The organism is Bradyrhizobium sp. WSM1253, assembly GCF_000244935.1.
In the GTDB taxonomy this organism is placed as follows: Bacteria; Pseudomonadota; Alphaproteobacteria; order Rhizobiales; family Xanthobacteraceae; genus Bradyrhizobium; species Bradyrhizobium canariense.
Map to the genome: position 1 here is coordinate 4,475,340 of NZ_JH600073.1, position 18,557 is coordinate 4,493,896.

15 protein-coding genes are annotated in these 18,557 nt (G+C 63.6%); 7 read left to right on the forward strand and 8 right to left on the reverse strand.

Annotated features, from left to right (window positions below; all coding sequences use genetic code 11):
- Positions 1-143 precede the first annotated feature (143 nt).
- The 3 genes from BRA1253DRAFT_RS22625 to BRA1253DRAFT_RS22635 all read right to left on the reverse strand — a co-directional run bounded on the left by BRA1253DRAFT_RS22625 (position 144) and on the right by BRA1253DRAFT_RS22635 (position 3,324).
- Positions 144-1,472 (reverse strand): polyhydroxyalkanoate depolymerase, encoded by a 1,329-nt coding sequence (locus BRA1253DRAFT_RS22625; RefSeq protein WP_007598173.1) that lies wholly within the window; start codon positions 1,470-1,472, stop codon positions 144-146.
- A 121-nt stretch (positions 1,473-1,593) separates the two neighbouring features.
- Positions 1,594-2,412, reverse strand: a complete 819-nt coding sequence (locus BRA1253DRAFT_RS22630; protein ID WP_007598174.1) for an ABC transporter permease — start codon at positions 2,410-2,412, stop codon at positions 1,594-1,596.
- Positions 2,413-2,520: 108 nt separating this feature from the next.
- A complete protein-coding gene (locus tag BRA1253DRAFT_RS22635) occupies positions 2,521-3,324 on the reverse strand; it encodes an ABC transporter ATP-binding protein (protein ID WP_007598176.1) in 804 nt (267 codons plus the stop codon).
- A gap of 105 nt (positions 3,325-3,429) precedes the next feature.
- On the opposite strand from BRA1253DRAFT_RS22635, the gene BRA1253DRAFT_RS22640 reads away from it, so the two are divergent.
- Positions 3,430-4,740 (forward strand): ActS/PrrB/RegB family redox-sensitive histidine kinase, encoded by a 1,311-nt coding sequence (locus BRA1253DRAFT_RS22640; RefSeq protein ID WP_007598177.1) that lies wholly within the window; start codon positions 3,430-3,432, stop codon positions 4,738-4,740.
- A gap of 103 nt (positions 4,741-4,843) precedes the next feature.
- On the forward strand, positions 4,844-5,398 hold the full coding sequence (locus tag BRA1253DRAFT_RS22645) for an ActR/PrrA/RegA family redox response regulator transcription factor (protein ID WP_007598178.1): 555 nt from the start codon (positions 4,844-4,846) through the stop codon (positions 5,396-5,398).
- Between the two features lie 121 nt (positions 5,399-5,519).
- On the opposite strand, the gene BRA1253DRAFT_RS22650 is transcribed toward BRA1253DRAFT_RS22645, so the two are convergent.
- Positions 5,520-6,008, reverse strand: a complete 489-nt coding sequence (locus BRA1253DRAFT_RS22650; protein WP_035993816.1) for an MmcB family DNA repair protein — start codon at positions 6,006-6,008, stop codon at positions 5,520-5,522.
- A gap of 239 nt (positions 6,009-6,247) precedes the next feature.
- On the opposite strand from BRA1253DRAFT_RS22650, the gene BRA1253DRAFT_RS22655 reads away from it, so the two are divergent.
- Complete coding sequence (locus tag BRA1253DRAFT_RS22655) at positions 6,248-7,945, forward strand: alpha-amylase family protein (protein ID WP_007598182.1); 1,698 nt, start codon at positions 6,248-6,250, stop codon at positions 7,943-7,945.
- 156 nt (positions 7,946-8,101) lie between these two features.
- On the opposite strand, the gene BRA1253DRAFT_RS22660 is transcribed toward BRA1253DRAFT_RS22655, so the two are convergent.
- A complete protein-coding gene (locus tag BRA1253DRAFT_RS22660) occupies positions 8,102-9,700 on the reverse strand; it encodes an alpha-amylase family glycosyl hydrolase (protein ID WP_007598184.1) in 1,599 nt (532 codons plus the stop codon).
- Positions 9,701-9,872: 172 nt separating this feature from the next.
- Here BRA1253DRAFT_RS22660 and BRA1253DRAFT_RS22665 point away from each other — a divergent pair, with 172 nt between their 5' ends.
- Positions 9,873-10,553: an MBL fold metallo-hydrolase gene (locus tag BRA1253DRAFT_RS22665; protein ID WP_007598186.1), complete on the forward strand. Its 681-nt coding sequence runs from the start codon at positions 9,873-9,875 to the stop codon at positions 10,551-10,553.
- 171 nt (positions 10,554-10,724) lie between these two features.
- Here BRA1253DRAFT_RS22665 and BRA1253DRAFT_RS22670 read toward each other — a convergent pair whose 3' ends face one another.
- Positions 10,725-11,891 carry a PHB depolymerase family esterase gene (locus BRA1253DRAFT_RS22670; RefSeq protein WP_007598188.1) on the reverse strand — a complete coding sequence of 389 codons (1,167 nt, stop codon included), beginning with the start codon at positions 11,889-11,891 and terminating at the stop codon, positions 10,725-10,727.
- Between the two features lie 141 nt (positions 11,892-12,032).
- On the reverse strand, positions 12,033-13,445 hold the full coding sequence (locus tag BRA1253DRAFT_RS22675) for an MFS transporter (protein WP_007598190.1): 1,413 nt from the start codon (positions 13,443-13,445) through the stop codon (positions 12,033-12,035).
- A 235-nt stretch (positions 13,446-13,680) separates the two neighbouring features.
- On the opposite strand from BRA1253DRAFT_RS22675, the gene BRA1253DRAFT_RS22680 reads away from it, so the two are divergent.
- The gene (locus BRA1253DRAFT_RS22680; RefSeq protein ID WP_007598192.1) at positions 13,681-14,916 is read left to right on the forward strand and encodes an LLM class flavin-dependent oxidoreductase; all 1,236 of its coding nucleotides are present in this window, start codon (positions 13,681-13,683) and stop codon (positions 14,914-14,916) included.
- A 64-nt stretch (positions 14,917-14,980) separates the two neighbouring features.
- The gene (locus BRA1253DRAFT_RS22685; protein WP_007598194.1) at positions 14,981-16,357 is read left to right on the forward strand and encodes a cytochrome P450; all 1,377 of its coding nucleotides are present in this window, start codon (positions 14,981-14,983) and stop codon (positions 16,355-16,357) included.
- 99 nt (positions 16,358-16,456) lie between these two features.
- On the opposite strand, the gene BRA1253DRAFT_RS22690 is transcribed toward BRA1253DRAFT_RS22685, so the two are convergent.
- Entirely contained in the window at positions 16,457-17,299 is an 843-nt protein-coding gene (locus BRA1253DRAFT_RS22690) for an SDR family NAD(P)-dependent oxidoreductase (RefSeq protein ID WP_007598198.1), read from the reverse strand.
- Positions 17,300-17,494: 195 nt separating this feature from the next.
- On the opposite strand from BRA1253DRAFT_RS22690, the gene BRA1253DRAFT_RS22695 reads away from it, so the two are divergent.
- Positions 17,495-18,460: a sensor histidine kinase gene (locus BRA1253DRAFT_RS22695; protein WP_007598200.1), complete on the forward strand. Its 966-nt coding sequence runs from the start codon at positions 17,495-17,497 to the stop codon at positions 18,458-18,460.
- Positions 18,461-18,557: the final 97 nt, after the last annotated feature.

Below are 18,557 nucleotides of genomic sequence, written 5' to 3' on the forward strand. Positions count from 1 at the left end.
TTCGGCGCATGCGGCACCCCCAAGGGGTGAGGTTGGACTCACTCCTACAAAGCTACCTAAATACCGCGAATCTGGCGGGGACTCGCCCCTGTCGGAGCCTCCGACAGGGCGTCAATTTTCAGCGGGAAAGCCGAAATACGCGATTATTCGGCCGCGAGTGCCTGCAATGAGCTCGGATTCGCCGCCGAGACCATGAAGTCATGGATGCGCGGCACGATTTCCGATTTGAAACGCGAGCCGTTGAACACGCCGTAATGTCCGACGCCCTTCTGGACGTAATGAACGCGGCGATGATCGGGAATCGAGCTGCACAATGTGTGCGTTGCTTCGGTCTGACCGATGCCGGAGATGTCGTCGTTCTCGCCTTCGACCGTCATCAACGCGACGCGCGTGACCTTGGAGGGATCGACGCGTGTTCCACGATGGGTCATCTCGCCCTTCGGCAGCGAATGCTTCACGAACACGGTGTCGACGGTCTGCAGGTAATACTCGGCGGAGAGATCCATCACCGCGAGATATTCGTCGTAGAAGTCGCGATGCTTGTCGACGAGGTCGCCGTCGCCCTTCACCAGATTGGCGAACAGCTGCTTGTGGGCATCCATATGCCGGTCGAGATTCATGCTGATGAAGCCGTTGAGCTGCAGGAATCCCGGATAGACGTCGCGCATCATGCCCGGATGCGGGAACGGCACCTTGGTGATGACGTGGTTGCGGAACCAGTCGATACCGCGCTCCTGGGCGAGGTTGTTCACCGCGGTCGGATTGCGGCGGGTGTCGATCGGGCCGCCCATCAGCGTCATCGAAGTCGGCACGAAGGGATCACGCAGCGCTTCCATGATGGAAACGGCAGCGACGACGGGAACCGAGGGCTGGCAAACCGCCAGCACATGCGTGTTACCGCCGAGGACATGCAGCATTTCGATGACGTAGTCGATGTAATCGTCGAGATCGAAACGGCCGTCGCTGAGCGGCACCATGCGGGCATCGGCCCAATCGGTGATGTAGACCTCATGCCCCGGCAGGAAAGCCTCGACGGTACCGCGGAGCAGCGTCGCGTAATGGCCGGACATCGGCGCTACGATCAGCACGCGCGGCTGCGGGCTGCGCAGCGGACGGGTGAACTTGCGATCGAAGTAGAGCAGGCGGCAGAACGGCTTTTCCCAGACCGAGCGAACCTCGACGGGGACGCGGATGCCGTTGACCTCGGTGTCGTTGAGGCCCCATTCCGGCTTGCCGTAACGGCGCGTGGTGCGTTCGAACAATTCGCAGGCCGCGGCAACCGACTTGCCGACCTCGGTGCGTGCCCATGGATTGAGGGGATTCTGAAACAGCAGCTTGGTCGCGTCCGTGATCGCACGCGCCGGATTGAGAGAGGCTTGCCCCATCTCGTACATCCAGTACATCGGCGTCGTCAGGACCGGACTGCCTTCGGCCACCAGGGGCGGCGCGCCGCCAAACTCGCCAATCGGCATCGCTATATTCCTCTTCGCATCGCAGCATACTGCCGAATGCGTAATATTGCGTCAATGCATGGTTCCGTACATTTACGTGGCCCAGTCGCCCAAACCGGGCTGAATCCACGAGAAAGTTACGTTATTCGCCGCCTGACAGCAGCGAGCCCTGCATCCTGGCGCTGCGCAAAAGGGCAAGGAATGCTCCAAAAGATGCAATCAAAAGCACCGCGTTGATGGCCAACGCGCTCAGCATCAGATCGGTCCTGAAGGTGTTTTCGATCAGCAGCGCGCGCATCCCTTCGAACACGTAGGTCGGCGGCAGCGTCCAGGCAACATATTGCAGCCAGACCGGCAGCACGCTGACGGGATAGTAGACGCAGGCGAGCGGCATGATTCCGAACATCAAGGTCCAGACGATGCTCTCGGCGCCGAGGCCGTTTCGCAGCACCAGGCCGGAGACGAAGATGCCGACCGACCAGCTCGTGAAGATTAGATTGCAGAAGAACGCGATCAGCGGCACGCCGAGCGCATAAACGTTGAAGTGAAACAGGAACAGCGCAAGCAGCGTCATCGGGATGACCCCGATCGCAAGCCTGATCAGGCTCATGATCATCAGCGACAGCAGAAATTCGATCGGCTTCAACGGGCTCATCATGAGATTGCCGAGGTTGCGCGCCCACATCTCTTCCAGAAACGAGATCGAAAAGCCAAGCTGCCCGCGAAACAGGATGTCCCAGAGGATGACGGCGCCGATCAGGGTGCCGCCGGCACGTGCGAAGAAGTTTGCATTCTGCGCGATATAAAGCTGAAGAAAGCCCCAGGTGATGACCTGCAGCGCCGGCCAGTAGAGCAGCTCGAGCAGCCGCGGCCAGGACGACAGCAGGAGGTACCAATAGCGCAGGATCATCGCGCCGATGCGATGGAGGGAGATGCCGCGGTGGAGGGAGGCCTCACTCATCGCGCACTCCCGTAGCCCGGATGAGCGAAGCGACATCCGGGACCTTGCTGGCGGCGTTCCCGGGTATCGCTTCGCTCACCCGGGCTACGTTCGCAACATACGGCCTTCTCATCGCGCCGCCTCCTGCGCGCCGTTCACCCTTCCGCGCGCGACGTCCAGAAACACCTCTTCCAGCGTGGTGCGGTTGTAGCGGGCCATGATGGCTTCGGGCGTATCGTCGTCCTCGATACGGCCGCGCTTCATGATGATGACCCGGTCGCAGAGCCGCTCGACCTCGAGCATGTTGTGCGAGGCCAGCAGGATGGTGGCGTTGTTCGCCTTGCGATAACGCTCCAGATGACCCCGGACCCAGTCGGCGGTGTCGGGATCGAGCGAGGCGGTCGGCTCGTCCAGCAGCAGCAGCTCGGGCTGGTTGATCAGCGCCTTGGCAAGCGCAACGCGCGTCTTTTGTCCTGCGGAGAGCTTGCCGTTGGCGCGGTCGATGAACTCGGTGAGATCGAGATCGCAGGCCAGCTCAGCGATGCGGTCGGAGAGGTTCTTCACCGCATAGAGCTTGCCGAACACGGTGAGGTTCTGACGCACCGTGAGCCGCATCGGCATGTCGACATAGGGGCTCTCGAAATTCATCCGCCCCAGCACGGAAGCGCTGTCCTCCGGCATCCGATGCCCGAGCACCTGCACGCGGCCGGAGGTCGGCAGCACGAGGCCCATGATCGTCGCGATGGTCGTGGTCTTGCCTGCGCCGTTGCCGCCCAGCAGTCCGGTGATGCTGCCGCGCGGCAGCGAAAAGGAGATGTCGTCGACAGCGCGGGTCTGCTTGTACACCTTGACGAGGTGATCGACCGCGATGGCCGCGGAGAGGCTGCGATCCGCGACAGTCGGCCAGCTTGAACCCTGGTCATTCTCGGTCATGCTGGGCGTTCTTCTGCTATTGCAGCGGAGAGCGCAAGGCTTGTAATCCGGTGGTTCCGTGAGCCGCGCGCTTGTGATCGAGAAGGCACCGCCCCCTTGGCCGAAATGACCGAACTTGCCGCTTCCGACTTTCGCCCCGCGCAGCGGCATATCCGCCTGGATACGATCCTGCGGCTGCGCTGGCTCGCGGTACTGGGCCAGCTCGCCGCGATCTTCATCGTGGCGCAGGGGCTGGAATTCAACGTCGAGATCGTCCCCTGCGTCAGCATCATCGCCCTGTCGGCGGCGCTCAATCTGGCGCTCCAGACCGTGTCAAATCCGCTGCAGCGGCTGGAGCCCATGCAGGCGGCCGGACTGCTCGCGCTCAACATCGTGGAGCTGGCGGGTCTCCTGTTCTTCACCGGCGGACTCCAGAACCCGTTCTCGTTCCTGTTCCTCGCGCCCGTGCTGATCTCGGCGACCGCGCTGCCGGCCCGCTTCACCTTCGGCCTCGGCGTGCTGGCTGTCGCCTGCGCCTCGATCCTGTTCTTCTTCCATCTGCCGCTGCCCTGGGATTCCGACGATCCGCTGGTGCTGCCGCCGATCTATCTCGTCGGCGTCTGGCTCTCGATCGCGCTCGCGATCGGCGTCACCAGCCTCTACTCGTTCCAGGTCACCGAGGAGGCGCGCAAACTCGCCGACGCACTGGCCGCGACCGAGCTAGTGCTGACGCGCGAGCAGCATCTGACCCAGCTCGACGGCCTGGCGGCGGCCGCGGCGCACGAGCTCGGCACGCCGCTCGCGACGATCTTCCTGATCTCGCGCGAGCTCGAGAAGACGGTGAAGGAACCGAACTTTGCCGCCGACCTGAAGACCCTGCGCGAGCAGACGCAGCGTTGCCGCGACATATTGAGCAAGATCACCCAGCTCTCCTCCACCGGCGCGCCGTTCGACCGCATGAAACTGTCGGAGCTGATCGAGGAGGTGGTGGCGCCGCATCGCGATTTCGGCGTCGACATCAAGGTGCGCATCGCCGTCGCCATCGTGGCCGAGCCGGTCGGCTCGCGCAATCCGGCGATCCTCTACGGCGTCGGCAATATCGTCGAGAACGCGGTCGATTTCGCCCGCACCACTGTTGAAGTGAATGCGTGGTGGAACAAGGATACGATCGAGCTCGTGATCTCCGATGACGGTCCCGGCATTCCGCCTGACATCCTGAACCGGATCGGCGAGCCCTATTTGTCGCGGCGGCGCAACCAGGACGAAGGCGGCGGCCTCGGGCTCGGCGTGTTCATCGCGCGCACCTTGCTGGAGCGCACCGGCGCCAAGGTCTCGTTTACCAACCGGACCTTTCCCGACCACGGCGCAGTGGTCCAGATCACGTGGCCGAGAGAGCGTTTTGAGGCTATCGAGACCTTTGAAGAAACAATAGGATAGGCCGCGACCTTGCGTCGCACGACGGGGTCGATCGACTATTGGCGCCCTTGGCACCGCCCGATTGCGCCGCCATATGTAGACGCGCTGGAGAGAGGACAAAACCTTGAACGCCATCGCCGAACTGAACGAACAGACCGACCGCTCGCTTCTGATCGTGGAGGACGACAAGCCGTTCCTGGAGCGGCTGTCGCGCGCCATGGAAACGCGCGGTTTTGCGGTGACGTCATGCGACACCGTCTCGGACGGCCTGGCGCAGATCGGCAAGGCGGCGCCGGCATTTGCCGTGGTCGATCTCCGGCTCGGTGACGGCAACGGTCTCGACGTGGTCTCGGCGCTGAAGAAGAAGCGCCCCGACGCCCGCGCAATCGTGCTGACCGGCTATGGCAACATCGCCACCGCCGTCACCGCGGTGAAGATGGGCGCGGTCGATTATCTCTCGAAGCCCGCGGACGCCGACGACGTCGTCGCGGCGCTGCTGTCGACCGGCTCGGACAAGTCCGAATTGCCGGCGAACCCGATGTCGGCCGACCGCGTGCGCTGGGAACACATCCAGCGCATCTACGAGATGTGCAACCGCAACGTCTCCGAGACGGCACGCAGGCTCAACATGCACCGGCGCACGTTGCAGCGGATTTTGGCCAAGCGCGCGCCGCGATAACGGTGTCGTAGGGTGGGCAAAGGCGCAATGCGCCGTGCCCACCGTGCCTGCTTCAATCTTTGACGTGGATGGTGGGCACGCTACGCTTTGCCCACCCTACGACATCCCGCGCGCGGCGCCGCTACTCCCAAAACTCCGCATGCCCCTGCGGATCGACCAGCCGGTTGATCCGCAACGCCGCAGCCATGCCAAATCGCAACGTCATCTGCTTGCGCGTGGCCGCAGCGAGCTTGTGCTCGGGCGCCTCGCAGTGCAGGTGCGCGCCATAGGCATCCGCGATGATCAGACCCGTGTCTTGCGGAAAGATCTCGCAAGGCAGGTCCTGCGTGAAGGCGAAGAACAGCCGGTCGCAATGCGCCCGGTATTCGTGCCATTTCTGATCGGCGCGCAAATCCTCCACCGACGATTTGATCTCGACGATCCAGATCTCGCCGCGCTCATTCAACGCGACGAGATCGGCGCGCCGCCCCGAGGGCAGCGGCAATTCGCTGATGCAGGTGAAGCCGAGCGAGCGCAGCAACCGCGCCGTGCCGCGCGCGATCGCCAGCGCCGTCTCGGATTGACGGCGGTCGGGTGGTGGCACGAGGGCAATGCGGGCGGGATTGTCCATGGGGAGAGGATAACCGATTCCTCCGTCGTCGTCCTGGCGAAAGCCAGGACCCATTACCCCAAGAGTTCGTTGGTGCACGAGCTAATAACCACCAGTCCTCGTCAAATTTTGGCCTGTGGCAATGGGTCCTGGATCTGCGCTTCGCTTGTCCAGGACGACAGTGGCGCGGAACCTCCCCTCCCCTACGCACTTATCACGCAGCCGCCGCACCTCGGCGGAACCACCGAGGCTGCGCGCGCATGATCGACGATCTCTGGTACAAGAACGCCATCATCTATTGCCTGTCCGTCGGCACCTATATGGACGCCAACGGCGATGGCATCGGCGATTTCAAGGGCCTGTTGCGCCGGCTCGATTATCTGCACGGCCTCGGCATCACCACGATCTGGCTGATGCCGTTCCAGACCTCGCCCGGCCGCGACGATGGCTACGATGTCGCCGACTACTACAGTGTCGATGCCCGCTACGGCACGCTCGGCGATTTCGTCGAGTTCACCCATGGCTGCAAGCAGCGCGGCATTCGCGTCATCATCGATCTCGTCGTCAACCACACCTCCGACCAGCATCCCTGGTTCAAGGCGGCGCGGAGCGACAGGAATTCGCCCTACCGCGACTGGTATGTCTGGTCCGACAAGAAGCCGGCCAACGCCAATCAGGGCATGGTGTTTCCCGGCGTTCAGAAATCGACATGGACGCGCGACAAGGAAACCGGCGCCTGGTACTTCCACCGCTTCTACGATTTCCAGCCCGATCTCAACACCTCGAACCCGCGTGTGCAGACCGAGATCTTGAAGATCATGGGCTTCTGGATCCAGCTCGGGGTCTCGGGTTTTCGCATGGATGCCGTGCCTTTCGTCATCGCGACCAAAGGCGCCAAGGTGAAGAAGCCGGCCGAGCAGTACGACATGCTGCGGACGTTTCGTGAATTCCTGCAATGGCGGCAGGGCGATGCCATCATCCTCGCCGAGGCTAACGTGCTGCCAAAGACGGACATGGAATATTTCGGCCGCGATGCCGACCGCATGCATATGATGTTCAATTTCCAGGTCAACCAGCATCTGTTCTATGCGCTGGCCTCGTCCGATTCCCGCCCGCTGGGGAAAGCGCTGAAGGCGACCAGGCCGCGGCCCGCCTCGGCGCAATGGGGCCTGTTCCTGCGCAATCATGACGAGCTCGATCTCGGGCGATTGACCAAGGCGCAGCGCGACACCGTGTTCAAAAGCTTCGGTTCTGACAAGGACATGCAGCTCTACGACCGCGGCATTCGCCGTCGCCTGGCACCGATGCTGGGTGGCGACCGCCGGCGGCTCGAGCTCGCCTACAGCCTGATGTGCACGCTGCCGGGGACGCCCGTGATCCGCTACGGCGACGAGATCGCGATGGGCGATGATCTGTCGCTGCCGGAACGCAATTGCGCGCGCACGCCGATGCAATGGTCGACCGAGCCGCATGGCGGCTTCACCACCAGCGACAAGCCGGCCTTGCCCGTCATCGACGAAGGACCGTACGGCTATCCGCACGTCAACGTCGCCAAGCAGCGGCGCGATCCCAACTCGATGCTGAACTGGACCGAGCGCATCGTCCGGATGCGCAAGGAGGTGCCGGAGATCGGCTGGGGCGATTTTTCGATCATCGCGACGCGCGATCCCGCCGTGTTCATCATGCGCTACGACTGGCGCAACAATTCCGTGCTGTTCGTGCACAATCTCGACGAGAAGCCGCGCGAGACTGCGTTCTCGGTGGGGCTGCCGGGCGAGGCCGGCGCGCACCTCATCAATCTGCTCGCGGAGGACCACAGCCACGCCGACAAGCGCGGCCAGCATCGGGTCGTGCTGGAGCCTTATGGGTATCGCTGGTATCGCGTCGGTGGATTGGATTATCTGTTGAAGAGGAGTGATATCGACAAGACGTTGCGGCGTAACAAGCATCCGGGATAGGAGGTGCGACCACACACTCCGTTGTCGTCCTGGCGAAAGCCAGGACCCATTGCCCCAATAGGTGATTGTCGTACGAAGTGATAACCACGATCTTCGCCAAACTACTCCTTGGGGTAATGGGTCCTGGATCTGCGCTTCGCTTGTCCAGGACGACGGTCAGGGCGGCGTGATGATCACGCCCTCATTGCCGCGCAAATCCAGCACGCCTTCGATCCGCTCCCCCTCGCGATCCAGGAATGTCGACAGCAGAATCTCGCTGCCGAACTTGATCGCGCTGGTGGTGACCGCGATCGGCTCGGGGCCGAGATTGAGCACCACGATCACCGCCCTGCCCTCGGCCTCGCGGCGATAGATCAGGAGATCGCCTTGCGCCGCGATCGGATGATAGTCGCCTGCGACCAGCGGCGGACACCCCTTCCGCAACGCGATCAGGCGCCTGTAGAGCGTCAGGATCGAACGTGAATCGGCCTCGAGATCGACGACATTGTTGCGGATGTGATCCTCCGGCAGCGGCAGCCATGGCCTGACCTCCGAGAAATCGGCGAAGTTGGACGAATCCCACTGCATCGGCGTGCGGCAGCCGTCGCGGCCGACACCGATGCCGGGCACGTTCTTCTCGAAGGGGTCACGCACGTCCTCAGGCGCGATCGCGAGCTGATGCATGCCGATCTCGTCGCCGTAATACAGCGTCGGCGTGCCGCGCAGCGTCAGCAGAAGCATGGCGGCGATGCGGGCCTGCTCCGGCCCGACGCGGCTTGCGACGCGCGGGCGATCGTGGTTGCCGAGCACCCAGTTCGGCCAGGCGCCTTTCGGCAGCGCCTTCTCGTAGTCCTCGACGATTTTCTCGATCGAGCGCGCGCTCCAGAAGGTCGAGAGCAGCGCGAAATTGAACGGCATCTGCGCGCCGGTGAGGTCGTTGCCGTAATAGGCCATCAGGCGATGCAGCGGCAGATAGATCTCGCCGATCAGGACGCGGGCATCATAAGCATCCGTGACGCGGCGCATCTCGGCGATGACGTCGTGCACCTCGGGCTGGTCGGTGGAATATTGCGTGAGGATCTTTTCGTTCGGCGGCCGGCTCTCGACATAATGCGGGTTCGGCGGATTGTCGCGGAACTCGGCGTCCTTGATCAGGTGCCAGATCACGTCGACGCGAAAGCCGTCGACGCCCTTTTCCAGCCAGAACCGCATCACGTCATAGATCGCGGCGCGGACATCGGGATTGCGCCAGTTGAGATCCGGCTGTTGAGCGAGGAAGGCGTGATAGTAGTATTGACCGGTGGTCTCGTCGAACTGCCACGCACTGCCGCCGAACTCGGACAGCCAATTGTTCGGCACGCCGCCACCCTCGCCCGGGTCGCGCCAGATGTACCAGTCGCGTTTGGGATTGTCGCGCGAGGAGCGGCTCTCGACGAACCAGGGATGCTGGTCCGAGGTGTGGTTCGGCACGAGGTCGAGGATCAGCTTGAGGCCGTTGTCATGCGCGGCGGCGAGAAGCGCATCGAAATCCGCCATCGTGCCGAACAGCGGCTCGATGCCGGTGTAGTCGGAGATGTCGTAGCCGAAATCGGCCATTGGCGAGGGGAAGATCGGCGACAGCCAGATCGCGTCGACGCCGAGCGATTTCACATAGGGCAGCCGCTGCAAAATGCCGGCGAGATCGCCGACACCGTCACTGTTTGAATCCTGAAAGGAGCGCGGGTAGACCTGATAGAAGATGCCGTCGCGCCACCAATTGCTGCCGCCCTGAGTCATGCGGGAAATCCATCCAAAAACTGCTTCTCGCGCGGGAGAACGCGGAAGGAGCGCCCCGGTTCAAAACAGCAGGCGAATTGAGACCGCCGTGTGACGATGTCCGCGGCCGTTCCCGTGCCCCGGGGACAAATCTTTTGCTTGGCGGCATGGCAAAAATCGGCATTGTGACACCATGACAGAGCAAAACGAGACACAAGCCGAGGCAGGCGCGAAAGCGGGCGCGATCATCGTCCCCGTGACGCTGTTCGAGCAGAATTGCACTATCATCTGGGACGAGCCTTCCAAGAAGGCCGTGGTGATCGATCCCGGCGGCGACGTGCCGAAGATCCTCGACGCCATCAAACAGACCGGCGTCACCGTGGAGAAGATCTGGCTGACTCACGGCCATATCGACCATGTCGGCGGCGCGGCTGAACTGCGCGACGCGCTGAAGGTGCCGATCGAGGGCCCGCATGTCGCGGACAAATTCCTGCTCGACAACGTGGTCGAGAGCGGCGCGCGGTTCGGCATGACGGGGGTGCGCAATTTCGAACCGGACCGCTGGCTCGACGAAGGCGACAGCGTGGCGATCGGCGATCTCCAGTTCGAGATCTATCATTGCCCCGGCCACTCGCCCGGCAGCGTGGTGTTCTTCAACAAGGATCTGCGCTTCGCCCATGTCGGCGACGTCCTGTTCGCGGGCTCGGTCGGTCGCACCGATCTGCCCGGCGGCAGTCACGCGACCCTGATCGACTCGATCAAGACCAAGCTGCTGCCGCTTGGCGACGATGTCGGCTTCATCTGCGGCCACGGCGCCGGCTCGAGCATCGGCCAGGAGCGGATGACCAATCCGTTCATCACCGGCGAGATGTAGCTTTTGTTTGAGCATGATCTGTTCGGAAAACCGCTTCACACTTTTCCGGATCATGCTCTATTCCGCGGCGTCTGCGAACGCCGCGGGCTGGTTCAGGTTGCGGTCGCCCCATTCGCGGATCGCAGCGACGACGGGCACAAAACTCTTGCCTTATCGGCGCGACGGCCTGAGTTACTTCATCAATCCCGCGGCCGTGAGCGCGCGCGTGATGATCTGGCCGAGATCGAAGCCGCGGGCCTCCTCGCGCTTCGACTCGGCCGTCTCTTCGGCGACCGCGGCGCGGATCGAGCGTGCCAGATGCGGCGCGGGCGAGCGGGCCGGCGTCGGCTTTGGTTCGGCCTTCTTCGCCGCGTCGGGAATCCAGCCGGTGAGGCCGAAGAATTTGGCGATGTGATAGGACGAGGAGATGCCGGCCTCGATCAGGAACGCGCCTTCCACGCCATAGCGCTGGTCGTTGTCGGCAAGGCCGAGCGGCGTGCCGTGGGCCATGTCGGTGATGGCGTAGGATTCGACGAGAGTCTCGCCGTCCTTGTTCCACCAGGCCTGGCGCGGATAGCCGTCGATGTTGGTTTCTGCCATCGGCGCGTCAGGCAGATCGTGCAGGTCGAGCCATTGCTTGACGATCTCGTTGGCATTGCCGGGATTGACGGTGCGATCGGCGCTGCCGTGCCACACCGAGATCCTGGGCCAGGGCCCGCGATGATTCGAGGCCCGCCGCACCAGATCGCCAAGTTCGCGGGCCGGCCGCTCCGGGGAATGAAACATGCCGTCGAGCGCCTCGCGCAGATTCGTCGCAATGCCGTAGGGAAGTCCCGCGATGACCGCCCCGGCCGCGAAGACTTCAGGGTAGGTCGCGAGCATCACCGATGTCATGCCGCCGCCGGCCGACAGGCCCGTGATGAAGATGCGCTTGGGATCGACGCGATGCGTTTCGATCATGTGCGCGATCATCTCGCGAATCGAGCACGCCTCGCCGCTGTCCCGTGCCGTGTCTTCCGGATTGAACCAGTTGAAGCAGGTGTTGCTGTTGTTGACGCGCTGCTGCTCGGGCATCAACAGCGCGAAGCCGTAGTGCTCGGCGAGCGTCGACCATCCGGCACCGAGATCGTAGCTTGCCGCCGTCTGGCCGCAGCCGTGCAGCACGACGACGAGCGCGCGCGGCTTCTGCAGTTGCGGCGGCACGAACGCGAACAGGCGCAGATTGCCGGGATTGTCGCCGAAGCCCGTAACCTCCTGCAACGGACTGGAGGCATCGGCGCTCCGGCCAAAGTCGGCGAAGCGCAATCCGTCCAGCTTTGGCAGACGTCTCAAGAGGTCGACATTTCTGGTTAACGACACGGCAGCTCCTGGCAGGCGACGTCCCAACGTCCACCCAAACCAAATAGTTGCTGCAGCGCAAAATAAAAAGACCGTGTGCTGTCAATGACGAGTAAATCGCGGGAAAACCTGCAGAAATCCGCACGTATTAACCGCAATGCCTCAACTTCGTGCAGATACACGGCGCATCCACGCCAGGAATGCGGCGCAGATCATGATTAACGTCACAAACAGCGCGAGCGAGACGAGAAATCCTGCGCGCGCTGATTGCACGGCTTCGACGGCGAAGAACACCGCGCCGATTGCGGCCACTCCGGCCGCATTTCCAATCTGCGCCGTGGTGCCGTAAATGCCGGAGGCAGAACCTGCGGCCACGGGCTTCACCGTCGAGAGCACCGCGCCGGAGAGCGGCGCCATCACCAGCCCCTGACCGTAGCCGAACACGATCATGGTGAGCGCGAGCAGGAGCGCGGACGGCGCATCGACAGAGAACGCGACAAGCGCAAGCGCCGCGAGGCCCGCGATCTGAAGCGCGCAACCTTCGATCAAGACCCTGGTGCCGCGATGGCGCGCCCGTGCGCCGCTATGGCGCGAGGCCACGACGAAAGCGAGCGCGAGCGGAATGAAGGCCATGCCGGCCGCGAGCGGCGGGATTTTCAGCCCTCGCTGCATGAACAGCGTCATGACCAGATAGAACGAGAGATTGGCGAAGAAGAAAAAGAACGCGGCGCCGAGACCGCGCAGGAAAGCGGCGTCCGCCAGCAGGGAGAGATCAATCAGCGGCATGCCGCCGGCGCGTGCCACCGCATGCTCCAGTTTCGGGAACGCCAGGAGGATCACGGCGCCGATCGCCATCACCAGCCACAACCACGGTGCCCAGCCGACATCGTGACCGAGCAGCAGCGGACCGATCATGCACAGCAATCCGGCAAACAGGACGATGCTGCCCGTGATATCCAGCCGCGTGCCGGCGCGGTGCGGCACTGAGGGCATGATGCGCCAAGCCGCCACCGCGATGACGAGACCGCACGGCACATTGACGAAGAACACCGAGCGCCAGCCGGTGCCGGCGAGATCAATCGTGACCAGGAGACCGCCGAGCAGAAAGCCCGCGGCACCCGCGAGCCCCAGCACGATGCCGTAGATGGCGAAGGCGCGGCTGCGCTGTTCATCGGTGAACAGGAGATGCAGCGTCGCCAGCACCTGCGGCACCATCAGCGCGGCGGAGGCACCCTGCGTCAACCGCGCCACGATCAACTCCGCACCGGATCGCGCTAGTCCGCACCACAGCGACGTCAGGGTGAAGCCGAGCAGGCCAGCCAGGAACACGTTCCTGGTGCCGTGAATGTCGCCAAGCCGGCCGCCGGTGACGACCAGCGTGGCATAGGCGATCAGGTAGATCGCGATGACGGATTCGATCTGCGCCGGCGACGCCTTCAACTCGACCGCGATGGTCGGAATGGCGACGTTGACCACGAAGGCATCGACGCCGAACATGAACTGGGCGGCCACGACGATCGCCAGCACCCACCAGCGACGGGACGTATCGACCTGCTTTGTGACGGTTTGGTGCATCGGCGCGCGACCCTTCGGATGTCCTTGCCGATCATCGCAGGCCCAATGCGGCGCTGCGATTACCTCGAAGGTAGGATCCTCGCGCGCTCCGCCTCTCTCCGCGTGCCCGCGAGAGGGAGACGACACATGCATGGCTGCATTCCGCCGTGCGGGACATCGCGCGATTGCGTTCGCTGCCTCCAGCACGTAGCTTCGCGCCACAAACAAACAAAAAATGTAAGCTGGAGAGAACGCCATGGCGCGCCTGAAGTTCGGAGCCTTCCTTGCCCCGCATCATCCGATCGGGGAGCATCCGATGCTCCAGTTCCGGCGCGATCTCGATCTGGTCGAGCAGCTCGATGCACTCGGCTATGACGAGTTCTGGTGCGGCGAGCATCATTCCTCCGGCTGGGAAATGATCGCCTCGCCGGAGATGTTCCTGGCTGCGGCCGGCGAGCGCACCAAGCGGATCAAACTCGGCACCGGCGTGGTGTCGCTGCCCTATCACCATCCCTACAACGTCGCGCAGCGCATGGTGCAGCTCGACCACATGACCGGCGGCCGCGCCATCTTCGGCTCCGGTCCCGGCGCGCTCGCCTCCGATGCGCATACGCTCGGCATCGATCCGATGACGCAGCGCGACCGCCAGGACGAGGCGATCGGCGTGATCCGCCGCCTCTTCAATGGCGAGCGCGTCACGGCGAAGAGCGACTGGTTCACCATGAACGACGCCGCGCTGCAGCTCCTGCCGCTGCAGGAAGAGATGCCGTTTGTGGTGGCCTCGCAGATCTCGCCCTCTGGCATGACGCTCGCCGGCAAATATGGCATTGGCATCATCTCGCTTGGTTCGATGACGACGCAGGGGCTGATGTCGCTGCAGCAGCAATGGCAGTTCGCCGAGGACGCGGCGAAAAAGCACGGCACCAAAGTCGATCGTGCGAATTGGCGCGTGCTGCTGACCTGGCACATCGCCGAGACCCGCGAGCAGGCGCGTCGCGAGGCCGGCGCCGGGCTGATGCGCTGGCACAACGAATATAATGTCGGCACGTTGCAGCGGCCGGGCCTCACCGCGTTCGCCTCACCCGACGAGGCCGTGGACAAGACCGCGTTCGTCGACGGCGCGGCCTCCGTCATCGGCACGCCCGACGACCTCGTCAAGATGATCAAGAACGTGATGCAGGTCTCCGGCGGCGTCGGCGCCGTCATCGGCTTCGTGCACGACTGGGCTAACCCGGAGAACACGCGTCGGAGCTGGGACCTTGTCGCGCGCTATGTCGTGCCCGAGATCAACGGCTACATCGACGGCTTGCGCAAGTCGCAAAAATTCGTGATCGAGAACCGCGCGATCTTCGAGCGTGCGGGACAGGCCGTGATGGCCAAGATCATGGAAAACGAGAAGGCCGCCGAGGCTTTGAAGGTGACCGGCGCGGGCCGCGTTGCGATTCCGGCCGTCAATGCCCCGGATTTGCAGAAGGAAGCGGCGAAGCGGTAAGCGCGGAATCATCGTCACCGAATTGTGCTATGTTGGCCGGGTCCAGCCAACCGGAGCAATCGTCATGTCGATGCAGAATGTGGCCGCCCCTGCGCTCGGCTTCACTCCGCCCAGGCGCAACGAGCTGACACATATCCCCGGCGACGAAGGCTGGCCGATCATCGGCAAGACCTTTCAGGTCCTCGCCGACCCCAAGGGGCACATCGAGTCGAACGGCGCCAAATACGGCCTGGTCTATCGCACGCATTTCTTCGGCGAGACCAATGTCGTGCTGCTCGGCCCCGAGGCCAACGAGCTCGTGCTGTTCGACCAGCAAAAGCTGTTCTCCTCGACCCATGGCTGGAACAAGGTGCTCGGCCTGTTGTTCCCGCGCGGATTGATGCTGCTGGATTTCGAGGAGCACCGGCTGCATCGCAAGGCGCTGTCGGTCGCGTTCAAGTCCGGCCCGATGAAGTCGTATCTGAGCGATCTCGACCGCGGCATCGCCGCCCGCGTCACGCAGTGGAAGGCGAAACCCGGCGAGATGCAGCTTTATCCGGCGATGAAGCAGCTCACGCTCGATCTCGCCGCCGCATCCTTTCTCGGCGCCGATATCGGGCCGGAGGTCGACGAGATCAACCGCGCCTTCATCGATATGGTCGCCGCGGCCGTCGCCCCGATCCGCCGACCGCTGCCCGGCACGCAGATGGCGGCCGGCGTCAGGGGGCGCAAGCGCATCGTCGCTTATTTCCGCGAGCAGATTCCGCTGCGACGCGGCAATCACGGCGGCGATGACCTGTTCTCGCAGCTCTGCCGCGCAACCCACGAGGACGGCGCCCTGCTCTCGGAACAGGACATCATCGACCACATGAGCTTTCTGATGATGGCGGCGCACGACACGCTGACCTCGTCGCTGACGTCGTTCATCGGCGAGCTCGCGGCAAATCCCGGCTGGCAGGACAAGCTTCGCGCGGAAGTCATGGCACTGGGGCTCGCCCCTGACGCGCCGAGCAGTTTCGACGATCTCGAAAAGATGCCGCTGTCAGAGATGGCGTTCAAGGAAGCGCTGCGGATCAAGCCGCCGGTGCCCTCGATGCCGCGCCGCGCCATGCGCGATTTCACCTTCAAGGGTTTTTCGATTCCCGCCGGCACCGCGATCGGCGTCAATCCGCTCTACACGCACCACATGAAGGACATCTGGCCGGAGCCGGACCGCTTCGATCCGCTGCGTTTCACCGAGGAGGCCCAGCGCAACCGCCACCGCTTCGCCTGGGTGCCGTTCGGCGGCGGCGCGCATATGTGCCTCGGCCTGCACTTCGCCTACATGCAGGCCAAATGCTTCGCGCGGCACTTCTTGCAGAACATCGAGGTATCGCTGGAGCCCGGCTACAAGCCGGACTGGCAGATGTGGCCGATCCCGAAGCCGCGCGACGGATTGCGGGTGCGGGTGAAGGCGGTGTGAGCATTGCAGTCGTCATTGCGAGCGAAGCGAAGCAATCCAGACTGCGTCCGCGGAAGCAGCCTGGATTGCTTCGTCGCTTCGCTCCTCGCAATGACGAAACTATCCGGCCCCCTCATCGAACGCCTTGCGCAAAGCCACGTAGCCCTGCTGCTGCTGGCTCCAGTTGCGGCCGCCGGTCATCGCGCCGTCGATGACGAGGTCATGGCCGTTGATGAAGCTGGATTCGTCGCTGGCCAGGAACACCGCTGCATGGGCGATGTCATCGGGAAGCCCGGCGCGCGGGATTGGCTGCGCGGTCTTGTAGATCTCGCGCATCACCGCCTGCGTCTTCTCCGCCGCCTCGGTCGAAAGCCCGAGCGCCTTGCCGAAAATGCCGGTCGCGATGGCGCCGGGCGAGATCGAGTTGACGCGGACATTGGATTCGCCGAGCTCCATCGCCACGCATTTGGTGAGATGGATCACCGCCGCCTTGGCCGCACCATAGACCATCGAGGACGAGAAGCCGGCGAGACGGCCGGCGATGCTGCCATTGTTGATGATGCTGCCAAATCCCTGCTTCTTCATGTGGGGTGCGGCGTGTTTCATGCCGAGCATGACGCTGCGCAGCAGGGTCGCCATCGCCGCATCGAAGCGCTCGACCTCGAGGCCTTCGATGCCGCCGGTCTGCGCCGGGCCGCCGGCATTGTTGAACAGGCAGTCGATGCGGCCGAATTTTTCGATCGCGAGCGCGATCAGCGCCTGCATCTGCGCTTCCGCCGTCACATCCGTCTGGCGGAAGACGCAATTCGACCCGAGCTGCTTCGCCAGCGCCTCGCCTTCCGGTACACGCCGCCCCGCGATCACAATTTTGGCACCTTCGGCAACGAAGACTTCTGCAGTCCGCAACCCGATCCCGCTCGTCGCGCCCGTGATCACCGCGACCTTGCCATCCAGCCTGCCCATGGAATGTCCCTGTTTTCGAACCCCTTGACGCCAAATGGCGGACACCGATCGACGACGGCGCCGCGACGGTCGGCGCCGCAGCAGGCACTATTCCTGCCGGCTTCCGACAAGGCAAGCTTTGCTTGGGGCCGGCGACATGCGTAACATTCCTGGCGACCGCTCGATTGTCGAACGCATATCGCGACCGGACTGCGCATGGCGAAGCTGATCGACGAATTCCGCAAGGGCTGGCAGGGCGTGGCACCGCCATCGCTCGGCCTCAGCCTTGCGTTTGCGGTCGCCTGCCTGCTGGTTGCGACGCTGGCGCGCTGGGCTCTCGCCCATGTGCGGCCCGACGTCTATTTCACGCCGTATTTCCCGGCCGTGTTCTTTGCGGCCGCGTTCGGCGGCTTCCGCATCGGCATCATCACGGCGCTGGTCGGCGGTGTGCTCGGCGTCGTCGTGAACTTTGGCGATGCGCTTGCCGATAACGCGCGATTCGCCCTGCTGGCACTCTATTGGGCGGTCTGCGCGCTCACCATCTGGGGCGTCGAGCACTATCGCTCGCTACTCGTCGAGCAGCGCCGGATTTCCAGGCGCCTGATCGAGGAAGAAGACTACCGCAAGCTGCTGGTCGACGAACTCCAGCACCGGCTGAAGAACAAGCTGTCGACAGTGCATGCCGTGCTGCATCAGGTGCTGCACGATCAGCCGCAAATCTGGGCCCGGATCGATCCGCGGCTGCGGTCGCTTGCAGCGACCGACGATTTGATTTCGCGGATCGACAAGGCCGGCTGCGACATCCGCGACCTGCTGATCTCCGAGCTCGGCCCTTACGGCCATGTCCGCTTCACGCTCAACGGCGACCGGCTGTTCCTGCCGCCGAAGCTTGCGGTCACGCTGTCCCTGATGTTTCACGAGCTCGCCACCAACGCGGGGAAATATGGCGCGTTCTCCGCGCCGCGCGGGTTGTTGCAGGTGTCATGGACCGTCAGCGACGACCGTCTGACCGTGACCTGGGATGAAACCGAGGGCCCGAGTGTCGACAAGATCTCCGAGCCGGGTTTCGGCACCAAGCTGTTGAAGTCGGCGCTGTCGGCCTTCGACGGCAAGACGGAGGTCTCCTATCTCAGGACCGGACTTCATTGCACCATGCAATGCCGTATCCCCAAGGACGGTTAGACACGGCGCAAACGAAATCCGTTCGCGTGCGTCGTTCGCGGTTTCGCCGGACGCGTTGACGCCCCGTTAATGACGATGGGCTGCGCGCGTCGCATCG

Excerpts from the sequence above, each read along its gene's own strand:
- BRA1253DRAFT_RS22660 (WP_007598184.1), bottom strand. The coding sequence starts at position 9,700 with ATGACTCAGGGCGGCAGCAATTGGTGGCGCGACGGCATCTTCTATCAG.
- BRA1253DRAFT_RS22630 (WP_007598174.1), bottom strand. The coding sequence starts at position 2,412 with ATGAGTGAGGCCTCCCTCCACCGCGGCATCTCCCTCCATCGCATCGGC.
- BRA1253DRAFT_RS22640 (WP_007598177.1), top strand. The coding sequence starts at position 3,430 with ATGACCGAACTTGCCGCTTCCGACTTTCGCCCCGCGCAGCGGCATATC.
- BRA1253DRAFT_RS22690 (WP_007598198.1), bottom strand. The coding sequence starts at position 17,299 with ATGGGCAGGCTGGATGGCAAGGTCGCGGTGATCACGGGCGCGACGAGC.
- BRA1253DRAFT_RS22665 (WP_007598186.1), top strand. The coding sequence starts at position 9,873 with ATGACAGAGCAAAACGAGACACAAGCCGAGGCAGGCGCGAAAGCGGGC.
- BRA1253DRAFT_RS22685 (WP_007598194.1), top strand. The coding sequence starts at position 14,981 with ATGTCGATGCAGAATGTGGCCGCCCCTGCGCTCGGCTTCACTCCGCCC.
- BRA1253DRAFT_RS22650 (WP_035993816.1), bottom strand. The coding sequence starts at position 6,008 with ATGGACAATCCCGCCCGCATTGCCCTCGTGCCACCACCCGACCGCCGT.
- BRA1253DRAFT_RS22695 (WP_007598200.1), top strand. The coding sequence starts at position 17,495 with ATGGCGAAGCTGATCGACGAATTCCGCAAGGGCTGGCAGGGCGTGGCA.
- BRA1253DRAFT_RS22680 (WP_007598192.1), top strand. The coding sequence starts at position 13,681 with ATGGCGCGCCTGAAGTTCGGAGCCTTCCTTGCCCCGCATCATCCGATC.
- BRA1253DRAFT_RS22655 (WP_007598182.1), top strand. The coding sequence starts at position 6,248 with ATGATCGACGATCTCTGGTACAAGAACGCCATCATCTATTGCCTGTCC.
- BRA1253DRAFT_RS22675 (WP_007598190.1), bottom strand. The coding sequence starts at position 13,445 with ATGCACCAAACCGTCACAAAGCAGGTCGATACGTCCCGTCGCTGGTGG.
- BRA1253DRAFT_RS22635 (WP_007598176.1), bottom strand. The coding sequence starts at position 3,324 with ATGACCGAGAATGACCAGGGTTCAAGCTGGCCGACTGTCGCGGATCGC.
- BRA1253DRAFT_RS22625 (WP_007598173.1), bottom strand. The coding sequence starts at position 1,472 with ATGCCGATTGGCGAGTTTGGCGGCGCGCCGCCCCTGGTGGCCGAAGGC.